Origin of the sequence: Sporolactobacillus pectinivorans (assembly GCF_002802965.1) — a bacterium.
Lineage (GTDB): Bacteria > Bacillota > Bacilli > Bacillales > Sporolactobacillaceae > Sporolactobacillus > Sporolactobacillus pectinivorans.
The window spans coordinates 1,340,753-1,353,669 of record NZ_NXGA01000001.1 but is presented as its reverse complement, the minus strand read 5'-3'; the positions used below and the strand labels follow the sequence as shown (position 1 = coordinate 1,353,669).

14 protein-coding genes are annotated in these 12,917 nt (G+C 50.1%); all 14 read right to left on the bottom strand.

Translation table 11 applies throughout. The features are described from left to right. Positions 1-7: 7 nt before the first annotated feature. The 14 genes from COP04_RS06465 to COP04_RS06400 all read right to left on the bottom strand — a co-directional run bounded on the left by COP04_RS06465 (position 8) and on the right by COP04_RS06400 (position 12,790). Positions 8-760, bottom strand: a complete 753-nt coding sequence (locus tag COP04_RS06465; RefSeq protein ID WP_100487230.1) for an alpha/beta hydrolase — start codon at positions 758-760, stop codon at positions 8-10. A 218-nt stretch (positions 761-978) separates the two neighbouring features. Continuing rightward, positions 979-1,212, bottom strand: coding sequence for a preprotein translocase subunit SecG (gene secG, locus COP04_RS06460; RefSeq protein WP_100487229.1), 234 nt, complete (start codon positions 1,210-1,212; stop codon positions 979-981). Between the two features lie 117 nt (positions 1,213-1,329). Then, positions 1,330-2,091, bottom strand: a complete 762-nt coding sequence (gene tatC, locus COP04_RS06455) for a twin-arginine translocase subunit TatC (protein WP_420852780.1) — start codon at positions 2,089-2,091, stop codon at positions 1,330-1,332. A gap of 16 nt (positions 2,092-2,107) precedes the next feature. After that, the gene (locus COP04_RS06450) at positions 2,108-2,347 is read right to left on the bottom strand and encodes a twin-arginine translocase TatA/TatE family subunit (RefSeq protein WP_100487228.1); all 240 of its coding nucleotides are present in this window, start codon (positions 2,345-2,347) and stop codon (positions 2,108-2,110) included. A 69-nt stretch (positions 2,348-2,416) separates the two neighbouring features. After that, entirely contained in the window at positions 2,417-3,427 is a 1,011-nt protein-coding gene (gene hypE / locus COP04_RS06445) for a hydrogenase expression/formation protein HypE (RefSeq protein WP_100487227.1), read from the bottom strand. A 4-nt stretch (positions 3,428-3,431) separates the two neighbouring features. Then, positions 3,432-4,541 carry a hydrogenase formation protein HypD gene (gene hypD, locus COP04_RS06440; protein WP_100487226.1) on the bottom strand — a complete coding sequence of 370 codons (1,110 nt, stop codon included), beginning with the start codon at positions 4,539-4,541 and terminating at the stop codon, positions 3,432-3,434. After that, positions 4,525-4,749: a HypC/HybG/HupF family hydrogenase formation chaperone gene (locus COP04_RS06435; RefSeq protein ID WP_100487225.1), complete on the bottom strand. Its 225-nt coding sequence runs from the start codon at positions 4,747-4,749 to the stop codon at positions 4,525-4,527. The genes hypD and COP04_RS06435 overlap by 17 nt, the downstream gene beginning before the upstream one ends. A 206-nt stretch (positions 4,750-4,955) precedes the next feature. Next, positions 4,956-7,250, bottom strand: a complete 2,295-nt coding sequence (hypF, locus tag COP04_RS06430; protein ID WP_100487224.1) for a carbamoyltransferase HypF — start codon at positions 7,248-7,250, stop codon at positions 4,956-4,958. Beyond that, on the bottom strand, positions 7,235-7,894 hold the full coding sequence (gene hypB / locus COP04_RS06425) for a hydrogenase nickel incorporation protein HypB (RefSeq protein WP_100489569.1): 660 nt from the start codon (positions 7,892-7,894) through the stop codon (positions 7,235-7,237). The genes hypF and hypB overlap by 16 nt, the downstream gene beginning before the upstream one ends. A 4-nt stretch (positions 7,895-7,898) precedes the next feature. Beyond that, positions 7,899-8,252: a hydrogenase maturation nickel metallochaperone HypA/HybF gene (locus COP04_RS06420; RefSeq protein WP_100487223.1), complete on the bottom strand. Its 354-nt coding sequence runs from the start codon at positions 8,250-8,252 to the stop codon at positions 7,899-7,901. Beyond that, on the bottom strand, positions 8,245-8,673 hold the full coding sequence (locus COP04_RS06415; protein WP_100487222.1) for a Rieske (2Fe-2S) protein: 429 nt from the start codon (positions 8,671-8,673) through the stop codon (positions 8,245-8,247). The genes COP04_RS06420 and COP04_RS06415 overlap by 8 nt, the downstream gene beginning before the upstream one ends. Further along, complete coding sequence (cybH, locus tag COP04_RS20715; protein WP_100487221.1) at positions 8,673-9,968, bottom strand: Ni/Fe-hydrogenase, b-type cytochrome subunit; 1,296 nt, start codon at positions 9,966-9,968, stop codon at positions 8,673-8,675. Before cybH ends, COP04_RS06415 begins: the two co-directional genes overlap by 1 nt. Before the next feature lie 13 nt (positions 9,969-9,981). Then, positions 9,982-11,706, bottom strand: coding sequence for a nickel-dependent hydrogenase large subunit (locus COP04_RS06405; protein ID WP_100487220.1), 1,725 nt, complete (start codon positions 11,704-11,706; stop codon positions 9,982-9,984). Continuing rightward, entirely contained in the window at positions 11,699-12,790 is a 1,092-nt protein-coding gene (locus COP04_RS06400) for a hydrogenase small subunit (RefSeq protein ID WP_100487219.1), read from the bottom strand. Before COP04_RS06400 ends, COP04_RS06405 begins: the two co-directional genes overlap by 8 nt. Between the last annotated feature and the right edge of the window lie 127 nt (positions 12,791-12,917).

The following is a 12,917-nucleotide window of genomic DNA, read 5'->3' as shown; positions in this document are numbered from 1 at the left end:
CCTGTCCTTAGGAAACAGACCAATCCAGGCTTTCAAGAAACGCATAGATATCCTGGTGCAGCTGTGCTTTCTCTGTTCCTAACGTAATTACGTGTGTGGACTGCTCATACCATTTGAGCCGCCTGATTTTCGATTGTATTTCATGATAAATAAAATTTGCGCTGTCCATATTGATCATTTCATCGAGGGCAGCCTGAGCAATAAATGCCGGTGCTTTAATACGGTGAAGATTTGAACGGACATCCAGAATGAGACTGCTTACAGCAGCCAGCAGCGTTGGAAGTTTTTCCTTAATGACCCTCATTTCGCCGTCAATCTCAGCCCGGGTTTCTCCCTGATACATTTTATAGTTTTCAGCGTATCCGAGAGCACCAGCATAAATTCTGTTCCCGGTACTGCTGTCGGCGGGTGCACACATTGAAATAATTCCTTTGACAGGAAAAGTGTAGCCACATTTGAGGGAAAATACTCCACCAATGGAAAGTCCGCACACTGCAATTTTCTGAAAGCCCTTTTTTTCAAGAAAGGAGTATGCATTTCTGACGTCCCGCCACCAGTCATCCGGTGTCGTTTCAATTAATTTTTCCGGTGGAACGGCATGTCCGGAGTAGTGCGGCCCGTAGCACGTGTATCCCCGTTGATTCAGATACCTGCCGATTTGGCGGACATCTGCAGAATTTCCGGTGAATCCGTGAAGCAGCAAAACCGCTCTCGGCCCGCCTTCAAACAGAAAAGGCTTGGGCGGCCTGATTTTCGACATACCGTATCCCCCCAATCAATCTCCTGTCTTCTGGCGGACAGGCGAAGAGAGAACTCACCATTTTCCACCCTATTCAGTCTTCATTATACGCCATCCGGGCGTGCAGGTCTAAATCCAATCGGGAAATCATGGAAAGCCTTCTTCGCGCTATCCTGAATGACAAAAACCGGAGTGGCAGCTTCGTTAGCCGTCTTTCCGGTTTATTCTGTCCTATGCGGTTATTTGAAGTAATACCCAAGCAAAAAAGCACAGACGAAAAAGACAACAGCAAAAAAGATGGTCAGCCGGTTAAGCCCCACTTCAATGCCTCTTGCTTTCTGCTTGCTGAACAGCTGCTCCGCACCGCCCGTAATGGCTTCGGAAAGACCGTCGCCGCGGCTCCTCTGCATCATAATCAGAACAATCATAATAACTGCAGCAGCGATCATCAGAATCAACAGCAGTGTATGCATACACTAACGCTCCAATCTTCATATCAACGTTCACTAACCCATTATTTTTAATGTAACATATGGGCCGCTCTGCCGCAACTAAAAGCAGGTTATTTTATCCATCGTCTTCAGGCCCTTTTATTCGGGTGAAGCGGAGAACTCTTTTTCAGCGGCCGCCATTCTTTTTTTCCTTCTTCTATAGGCTACACCCGACACGGTCACGCAAATCTCGTAAAGCAGCAGAAGCGGAACAGCAACGAGAGAATGCGAGACGAAATCCGGCGGGGAAATCATCGTTGCCAGAACAACCAGGCACAGATAAGAAATTTTTCTCATTTTTTTCATCCGCGCAGGTGATAATATGCCCAGATTCGTCAGAAAAACGACGACAACAGGAAGTTCAAACAGAAAACCGAAGGGCAGAACTATATTGATTAGAAAGCCAAAGTACTTGTCCGTCGTAAACATCACCGTAAACATACCACCATTAATTGAGATTAGAAAACGGAGTATATTCGGAAAGACGACGAAGTAACCGAAAGCAATGCCGCAGATAAACAGAATAAAGATAGACGGTATATAGGCGACCGCAATTCTCCGCTCTTTTTCTGTCAGGGCTGGCGAAACAAACAGCCAGAGCTGCCAAGCAATAAATGGAATAGTCACAGCCAAGGCAATGACTCCGGCAAGCATAAAATAAACCCAGAGAATATCCGTCGGTCCGAGAACCGTCAGTTTCCCGTGAATGCCCAGATCGTAAATCAGCCAGTAATAGAGCTTGCGCACAAAAAAGAGGGAGGCACCAAAACTGATAATAAAAGCGATCAGAACAAGAATAAATCGCCTCCGAAGTTCATTCAGATGCTCCATCAGCGTCATGCTTTGACCGCTCTTTGTCATAGTCATCCGGTTTCCTTCATCCTTTTTTTTCGTCTTTTTCTGTTTGTTCCGTCTGGCTTGCCATCAGATTCTTTTTCTTTTCAGACTTATCTTCTTCATCATTCTCAGATGCAAGGCCTTGTGTCGCTTTCTTAAATTCCCTCAATGATTTACCAAACGCCTTGCCGATTTCGGGAAGCTTCGAAGGACCAAAAATGATCAGAGCAATAACCAGAATCATAATCAGACCGGGAAAACCAATGTTTAACGGACTCATTGAAAAAGCACCTCTTTTTATTAGTTTCCGATAGTTCGTTCATCGTTAAGCGGCATCCGCGACATTTGTTCAGCATATTCTCGGAAGCATCATACCTGAAAGGCGGTGAATTCTTCTCTTGCTTCCAAGGGGCGTTTCAAGCAGCAGCTGCCCGGTTCCCCTTCCCCTGCCCGCAACGTGCCCGATCACTGCGGTATTTTCCCCTTCAGGAAAACGGCGCAATATGTCCAGTGCCTGCGGACAGTCGGCGTGGGAAACAACCAGGATCACCTTACCCTCGTTTGCCAGATACAGTGGATCAAAGCCGAGAATGTCGCAGGCGCCCTTCACTTCATTGCGGATCGGCAGCGTCCGTTCCTCAATTTCGAGCACCGCACCAAAGTCTTCAGCAATCTCAACCAATGTTGTCGCCACGCCGCCGCGGGTCGGGTCACGCATCATTTTCACATCGCAGCCGCCGTCAATCAACGCAGCAATCATTTTGTTCAACGATGCGCAGTCGCTCTCAAGGTCGGTCATCAGCCCCAGTTCGCCGCGTGCCGCCAGAATCGCAATTCCGTGGTCGCCGATGGTGCCGCTGACAACGATATCGTCACCCGCTTCGATCCGAGAGGGGTCGACTGAGCTGCCAGCGCGCTGGAGACCGACACCGGTCGTATTAATGTAGACGCCGTCAGCCCCTCCTTTTTCAACAACTTTAGTATCTCCTGCAACAACACGGACCCCTGCTTTGCCTGCTTCTTCGGCCAGTGACTGAACAATTTTCCTCAGATCTGCCAGCGAAAAGCCTTCCTCAATAATAAATCCTGCAGTAAGATAAAGCGGGATTGCGCCAGCTACTGCCAGGTCATTGACCGTTCCGGATACGGCGATCTTGCCAATATCACCGCCTGGAAAGAAAAGCGGCCTAACCACGAAACTATCCGTCGTCACCGCTATTTCTCCACTTTTCAGCGACAGATATGCCGAGTCGAACCGGGCGGCATGTCCATTGCCAAATGCTGAGATAAAGATTTGCTGGATCAGTTTGTGTGCCAGTTCTCCGCCATCGCCATGCGCGAGTGTCACTTTGCGTTCCATCAAATCACCCTTCCTTTCTCATATAGGCGTAGTGGGCCGCACAGCTACCTTCTGTGGAAACCATGCACGGCCCGACCGGGTGCAGCGGCGTGCATGCCTTCCCGAACAGTACACACTCTTCCGGAGAAGCCAGGCCGCAGATCATGTCGCCGCAGCGACAGGGGGTTTTCTTGGGCTCACCGATTTTAATGCTGAATTTCTCTTTGGCGTTAAAACGACTGTATTTCTCACGGATTTCAAGGCCGCTCTTTGAAATCATACCGATGCCGCGCCATGATTCGTCGCATGGCTGAAAAAATTCATTCATCATTTTCTGGGCTGTTTTATTACCTCCGGCACGTACAACACTTTTATAATTATTAATAATTTCAGGCCGGCCTTCATCAACCATTTTCAATAATTTATAGATAGCGCTCAACATCTCCACAGGTTCGAAGCCGCTGATCACGCCGGGCATCCGGAATTCGTCAATCAGGAACCGGTAGGCTTGTTCGCCAAGCACAATCGAAACATGCCCGGGAAGCAAGAAACCGTTGATTTTCACTTTTTTTACGGACAGCAGCGTTCTGAGTACAGGCTGGACAAGCTTTGTCGTGGCCCACATCGAAAAATTGTTAATATTTTTATGTGCAGCCATTTGAATTGCGGCTGCCAGCACCGGAACCGTCGTCTCAAAGCCGACACCGAGAAAAACAACCTCTTTCTCCGGATTTTCTTCAGCAATCCGTACGGCGTCAAGCGGTGAATAGACGATGCGGACATCGCGCCCTTCTGTCTTCGCGCTTAGCAGGCTCCGTTTCGATCCCGGTACGCGCATCATATCGCCGAAAGTACAGACAATCCTGCTGTCCGATTCCGCTACTTCAATCATCGCGTCGATTTGCTTCTGATCTGTCACGCAGACCGGACAGCCCGGGCCTGAAATGAGATTCACATGTCCCTGGAGGATCAGTTTGACTCCGGTTTTTGCAAGAGCCATCGTATGTGAACCGCAGACTTCCATGAACGCAGGCATTGCGCCAAATTTTTCTTTACAGCGGTCGGCAAGCGCAATCACTTTCTGTGCAAGTTCGATTGCAACTGCCGGATCGGCGGGTTCAAATAACGTCTGCACGGGCCATCTTCTCCCATTCGCTGATGCTTTGACGGGCAAATGTCTGATCAATGATTGACATACCCTGTCCGGCATGGACAATCACGTATTCTCCTATTTCTACTTCCGGAACAAAGAGGATTCCGACTTCCATTTTGGTCCCCATGACGTCAACAAGTGCCGTATATTCTTTCTTTTCTATAACCTTTGCAGGTACACCTACGCACATACTGTTCATCCCCCTATGAACCTTTTTAACACCATAATAAAGTATAAAATTTAAGTGGATTACAAGTGTCAGCGGCCGAGCAATACCACATCCTGTGGCATGTTCCGCTCTGGACCGTCCGTCACAACTAAGGCTCAGCCGGCGCAAAGGCTTGGTTTCGCCAGTTTTCTTTATTAATATATCACTTTATCATGCTATAAGTTATATCATGTTTTGCCAACTTGCATTTCTGCCGCCACAGCCAGCTGGCCAAGGCACAGCCCCCCGTCTCCACATGGCATACGGTGATGTGTAAAAACATCAAAACCGCCAGCGGCTAACGTTGCCTGCAAATGCCTGGCGAGAAATTGATTATTCAGGCTGCCGCCGGACAGCACGACCCGTCTGCCAAATTCCGGGTGACGGCAAGCGATCCGGTGAATCACACTGCAGCACACTGATACTACAGTTTCGTGGAAACGGCGGCTGATCCGGGCTGCAGATAAACCATGCAGATGATCCTCGGCGATCTGTTTCAGTGTCAGTGAAAAATCAATTTCGGCTGTTTCTTCCCAAGTAACGCGGTAAGGATAGGGCTCAACCTGCCCGTTCCCCTCATCCGCGCATTCCGACAGCAGAATGGCTGGCTCCCCCTCATAGGTTGAAACCTTGCAGAGACCGATGATCGCGCTGACGGCATCAAACAGACGGCCGCATGTCCCTGCCATGGGGCTATTCAGCTTCATCCCCGTCATGCGATCGATCACCCGCAGGCCGGCGCTTTGGTCGGGGAAAAGCCGGGCCGCCAGCCTTCGCCCTTCGTCTCCGAGCAGGCTGATCAGCATAGCTGTTGCGTTGCGCCACGGTTCAGTCACCGCCCGATCGCCCCCGGGAAGCGGCGTATAGCGAAGATGCGCCAGTCTCTGATATCCGGAAGTACCGCCGTACAACACTTCGAAACCCCAGACATTGCCGTCCGCTCCATATCCGGTTCCGTCAAGTATCACGCCAATACATTTTCCCTTCAGTACGTTATCCTCCATACATGAAACTAGATGAGCATGATGGTGCTGCACTTCGACGATCGGTTTGCCCAGTTTGGCAGCAATTTCGCGGGTACTGTAGTACGGATGCTTATCAATGGCAATGGCCCTGGGCGTGACCCCCGTCCACTTCATCACGTGAGCCAGCGTCGCCTGATAATGATCCATGCTTTCCATTGCTGTCAGATCCCCCAGATGCGGGCTGACAAAAATCTGATCGCCGCGCCCGATTGCGAATGTGTTTTTCATCTGGCTGCCGAGCGCTGCAATGCCGTCTACATTTCGTTCGCTGTTGATCGGATCGGGGGCGTAACCCCGGGAGCGTCTCAGGAAAAAAGGAACAGATCTACCAACACGCACGACCGAATCATCAACCGCATGAAGAATCGGCCGATTGTGGGTCAGAATCTGATCGGCAATACCGCCCAGATAATGAACAGCGCAGTCATCCCGGTATAAAATCGGCAGCCCCGACGGATTGGCGCTTGTCATCACCAGAAATGAAAATTTTCCATCATCAAAAAGCAGGTGATGCAGCGGTGTGTAAGGCAGCATGACGCCGATTGTCCGAATGCCCGGTGCAAGTGCTCCAGGCAGCAGATCTGTAAATGCTTTGTTCTTTTCAAGAAGAACGATCGGCGCCTCCGGTGAACGCAGCACATTTTCTTCACGATCCGAAATGGCCGCGATTCGCCGCACTTCTTCCATGGACCTTGCCATAATGGCCAGCGGTTTATCCGGCCGGTTTTTGCACCGCCTGAGCCTGGCAACAGCTTCCGAATTTGAGGCATCGCAGGCCAGGTGGAATCCGCCGATTCCTTTAACTGCTACAGTCCTGCCTTTTTCCAGGCCGCGAACGGCAAGGGCCAAGGCATCCTCACGTTCCCCGAGAAGTTCTCCATCGGAGGAGCGCAGCGAAAGATGCGGCCCGCAGGAATCACAGGCGATCGGCTGGGCATGATGGCGACGGTTGAGCGGATCCCGATACTCTTTCTCACATTTGCTGCACATCCGGAAATCCACCATTGACGTGTATTTCCGGTCATAGGGCAGCTCATCAATGATCGAGTATCTCGGGCCACACTGTGTGCAGTTGATGAACGGATAGCGGTAACGGAAATTCGACGGATCATGCATCTCCTTCAGGCAGTCGCTACACACGGCTGAATCGACAGGAATGACCAGCGAGGATTTACCTGAACGGTCGCTGTCGATAATCTGGAATCCCTTTCTTCCGGTTGTTGCGGCTGCGTGAACTGCCAGTTCATCAATTCTGGAGAGGCGCGGTTTTTCCGTCTCAAGCCTTTTCAAAGCCCGCCGTACGGCAACGCGGCTGCCTTCCCAGGTAATACGGACGCCGTCCATGTTGTTCTGAACTGTTCCCGCCAGATTTTCTTCCATGGAAATTTGATAAACAAACGGACGGAATCCGACGCCTTGGACCCGCCCCCTGACAATGACTTTTACTGCTTCAGACAATCCCGGTACGCTTTCTTCACCCAGTCCAGCCAGGCATCAAAACCCTCGCCGTTTTTCGCCGAGACAGGCATGATCCGCGAAGACGGGTTGATCGCGTGCAGATCCTCCCGCGCTTTATTCATGTCAAACGAGACATAAGGAATTAGATCAATCTTATTGATCAGAGCCAGTTCCGTGACGTGAAACATGAGCGGATACTTGGGAATTTTGTCGTTCCCTTCGGGGGTACTCAGCACAACGATCCGGTGATTTTGTCCGAGATCAAATTCGGACGGACAGACGAGATTGCCTACATTTTCTATAAAAAGGATATCGGTATGATCAAGATCAATCTCCGGGAGCACTTTGGCGATCATCCGCGGATCAAGATGGCACTCCCCTTCGGTTGCAATCTGCACGGCCCTTACGCCCGCCCTGCGAACCCGGTCGGCGTCACGTTCTGTAGCAATGTCGCCCTCGATCACGGCAATTCTGAACTGATCCGACAACGCTGCAGCCGTTTTTTCAAGGATCGTTGTTTTTCCGGAACCGGGCGAGCTCATGATATTAATGACCAGCGTCCCGGTCTTCTGAAACAGCTGCCGGTTGAATTCGGCTGCGCGGTCGTTATTCTCCATCACATCTTTTTCAAGTGTAATTTTCATCATCTCAGCTCCCTTCATAGGATTCAATTTTAAACGTCTCTCCGGACTGAATCACGCCAAAAGGCATGTCGCAATCGGGACACAAAGCAAGATATTCCGTCGGTTCATATTCTTTACCGCAGAGCACACATCTGGCGAGCCCCCTCTCCTTGATGATTTCAAGACAGGTGTGCGTGCTGATCCGCGGGATTTCCTCCGTCTGTCTGAAGGCCTCAAAGGCAAACCGCAGCGCATCCGGCAGCACGTTGCTCAGGTCACCGACGATCAGCGAAATCTTGTCAACACGCTCTATGCCGCGCTTTTCCGCATCCTCAGAAACCATTTGCAGCGCATCTTCCATCAGTCCCATTTCATGCATGCGCGGAAACTCCCTTGTCCGGGAGTGCCACCCACCAGGACTCCTCTTCTTTTTTTACAGAAAAGATATCAGGCCGTAGTGAGCCCTCCTTATTGAGGAAAGAATAGTTGTGTCCGCAGGCGGCGCATGCCAGCCGCTGTTCATAGGCCAGCCATTGCAATGTTTCACAGCAGTCGGGACATCTCTTACTGCATGCAGTAAGACTATTTCCCGACAGGTAAAGGCAGATGATTTCTCCTCCGCAGAACTGTTCCTGATAGCCGGAGCTGATGGTCTCAAGGGGGTGCCAGCTAATCCCGTTCAGAATGTTAGCCGCCCGCTCAAGCTTGCCGATATCATCTTCAAAAAAAGGATAAATAATCTCTTTTCCGGTTTCTGTCAGGCTCTGGGCAAGCTCTTTTATAAAAGAACGACGATCCATCAGTCATCACGCCATTCATGAATTTGTTTTTTGACTTGCTTGATCAGGCCCGGTATAGCTGATTGCACGGTTGGGCTCATTTCGGTACCGAGTTCTAATGATGCCGGCTGTATGCCGATCATGACCATTTTCTCTGGAAGGCGGTCACGCAATTGCGCTGCTGACAACACTTCCTGAAAACCGATCTGGTGCACGGACATCTTAATCCCGTTGAAAGATGGAATCTGTTTCTTTTCCAACTTGATGCATGTCCCGGGTTCTTTACCGGCATTAATCGCGTCAATGACGATCAGTGCCTGAGTGGCTTCAACGGGCCCAAGCAGCTGCATGCCTTCAGTCGTTCCATCAATGAACTCAATATCTGCAACGCCTTTAAGCGCTGATTCAAGACGGGGAAGAATCTGGACGCCCAGTCCTTCATCGGTATAGAGCGCATTTCCAATGCCGAGAACCGTAATCTTCCGCGCTTCGTCAACAATTGCGGCCGTCATAGTCCGGACCGGTACCGCAGCATTTGCCCTTTCTTCAGCGCGATGCGCCGGTTCAAATTTATAGCCGGTAAAAATCGACGACATCGTTCCGTTTTTGCTGAGCCAGTCTTCACGGATCGACATATACACATGAATGACCACAAAAAGCATGAAACCCCATGCCACAAGGTGATGCCAGGACCGCACAGTAAAATCCGAACCGCCGAACACAAAAGGAACCCAGGCAAATGCTTTGCCATAGATGGTATCCGGCTGCGGCTGAAAGAGCAGGTAATAACCAGTAAATACCATGATCACGGATCCAACACCGACAAAAAGCCAATAGCTGAATTGAGCCAGCGGGTTATGCCCGATATAGTGCGGTTTATGATTAGGGATAAAAAGATAACCTTTCACTGTCTCAATCAGCCCGGTCCAGAAACTCTTCTGCAAAATCTGAGATTTAGCATAATGGTTGCCCCTGAATGTCCAGTAGCAGCGAAAAATCAGATTGGCAGTAAAAATAAACGCCGTGAAAAAGTGGATGTCCCGGACCCATCCCATCAGAAAATTATAGTAAGCTTCACCATTATTTGCAGGTGTGATAAAAGGGTGGCCGATATAGATTCCGGTAATCATCAGGATCATGATTGCACCCGCGTTGACCCAGTGGAAAATGCGGATCGGCAGTTCCCAGACATAGACTGAATTCCGATCACGGGCATCTACAGCACGCTGCGCAGCCATTTCCGTTTTTCTGTCTTCAAGTCGTTCTTTCTCCATTTTCCGCCGGATGGCCGGCGGAATGTCCGTCAGAGTTTTCATTGCTTTTCCCCTTTCATTCCACGTGAACCGAGGTCAGCTTCTGATTCTCCAGATCCGTCAGATGGACAGCGCAGGCCAGGCACGGATCGAATGAATGAACCACGCGAAGAATCTCAAGCGGTTTATTCACATCGGCTACCGGAACATTTTTCAGCGAAGATTCATAGGCTCCGATGTTTCCTGCATCATCACGCGGGGATGCATTCCACGTCGTCGGAACAACAGCCTGATAATTCGCCGTCTTTCCATCTTTTATCTCAATCCAGTGACCGAGTGCACCTCGCGGAGCTTCGACGGTGCCGACGCCCAATGCGTGAGCGGTCCATGTTTTCGGTTCCCATTTCGAGTTATCAAAAGTCGTCTGATCACCATTTTTAATGTTATTCATCAGACTGTTAAAATCATCACGAAGCCATCCGACAACCATCTGTGCATCCAATCCACGTGCGACCGTCCGCCCAAGTGCCGAATGCATCGCTGAAACAGGAAGGCCAAGTTTTTTCAATGTGTCGTCGACAATAGCGCGGTAGTCCCCTTTATCGGCGGCATAACCGACAAGAATCCGGGCAAGCGGGCCTGTCTCCATCGCATTGCCCTTCCAGCGCGGGGATTTGACCCAACTGTACTTTTCATTCATATTAAGATGCTGGAACGGCGGTTTCGGACCTGAATAATTCATGGTCGTTTCGCCCTTCCACGGGTGGCGGCCGCCGGCTCCCTTGCCGTCATAGGTATACCATGAATGATCAATCAGTTCGCTGACCTGGTTCGAATCACGGGGATCAACGTCCAGAACCTCGTTGATATTGCCGCCCAGAATGATTCCTCTTGGTACCCTGTACAGCTGAGTATCATGGATGTCTTTTGTCGAAAAATCTCCATAGCAGAGATAGTTGTTCAAGCCGCCGCCAACTTCTCTACTCCCCCAATCTTTGTAGTAAGAACCGATAGCCAGAAGATCAGGCAAATAAACCTGATTGATAAAATCGTGAGCCTGTGAAATCAGCTGATCAATCTGTTCCAGCTTTTCTGAATGAATACCGTTATCCATGTTAATATCCAGCGGTGTTGCCATACCGCCAACTAAGTAATGCGGATGAGGATTTTTTCCGCCGAAAATCGTATGAATTTTAACGATTTCCTTTTGCCAATCCAGTGCTTCAAGATAATGGGCGACAGCAAGCAGGTTGACCTCCGGAGGTAATTTATAAGCCGGATGTCCCCAGTAACCGTTGGCGAACACACCGAGCTGTCCACTGTCGACAACTTTTTGAATTTTTTGCTGGACGCTTTTGAAATAGCCAGGTGAAGTATTCGGCCACGGTGAAATGGACTGCGCAATTCTGCTTGTTTCATTCGGATTCGCTTTCAACGCGCTGAGTGCATCAACCCAGTCAAACGCATGTAAATGATAAAAATGGACCACATGATCATGAAGAATAATCGTTGCGTTCATAATGTTGCGGATCAGGTTCGCGTTCTGCGGCACGCGAATGCCCAGTGCATCCTCCGCCGAACGGATGCTTGCCAGTGCATGAACCGTTGTGCACACGCCACAGATGCGCTGCGCATAAGCCCAGACATCCCGGGGATCTCTATTCTTGACAACCAGCTCAATACCGCGGATCGCCGTCCCGGAACTGAACGCATCGGTAATTTTTCCATTCTGAACATCTGCCTCAATACGCAGGTGCCCCTCTATTCTCGTTATTGGATCGACAACTACCCGCTTACTCATTCTGATCACCCTTATCCTGCTGCTTTTCTTTATGATGCTTTACGGCAGCTGTTATTCCGGCATGCGCCCCGACACCGACAAGTGCCGCTCCGGTAATTGCAGCACCCCACTTCTCCGGATTGATCGTCGTCTGTGTCAATGGCAATTTGGCAAAATGTGAATAGAACGGTCCGTTATCCCAAAAATCGGCTTCAGAGCAGCCAATGCACGGATTGCCGGACTGGATCGGGTAACTGACACCGCCGTTCCAGCGCAGTTCGGCACACGAGTTATAAGTGGTCGGGCCCTTGCACCCGAGCTTGTATAGACAGTATCCGGCTTTCAGATTCGGATCATCGAAGGATTCTGCAAACAGGCCGGCGTCAAAGTAAGCTCTGCGATTGCACTTATCATGGATGCGGTGGCGATAGTAAGCCTTGGGGCGGCCAAACATGTCCGTTTCCGGCAGTTGATCGAAAGTTACAATCTGCGCCAGTACTCCGGTCATAACCTCCGCAATAGGGGGGCAGCCAGGCACGCGTATAATCGGGAATCCATTCAACACAGCCGATATAGGCTGGGCCCCGGTCGGGTTGGGTTTTGCCTTGGCAATCCCGCCCCATGAGGAGCAAGTGCCAAATGCAAGGATTGCCTTGGCGTTCTGTGCGGCTTCCCTCAGCAGATCCTCTCCCGACCGGCCACCGATGGTAAGGTAACCTGCTTCCTGCGGGACGCTGCCTTCCACTGCAAGTACGTATTCTCCTTTATATTTCTTCAAAACATTCTGTTCCGCTTCCTCAGTCTGGAAACCGGCAGCAGCAGTCAGGAGTTCCATATATTCAAGAGATATCATATTAAAAATGACACTCTCAGTCTTGGGGTAGGATGAACGAATAAATGATTCTGAGCAGCCGGTACAGTCTTGCATCTGCAGCCAGATCACCGGGATCCTTTGCTTGGTTTCCAGCGCATGGGCGACGGTTCCGGTTTGTGAATAATCCAGCCCCATTGCTGCCGCCAATGTTGCACAAATCTTCAGAAAAGTTCGTCGCGAGTAACCTTGCTGTAATACGCTTTCATAAATCGTCGGTTCACCCTTTTTCAAGTGATTCGCTTCCCCTCTATAAGTTGTCTTCTGCTCGTAAGCGATAAATTGAACGGCCGATCAATCAATTATGAATAATTATAAGTCAGTTAAATTTCACATTTATGTTAAATTTTAATAGCTTTCA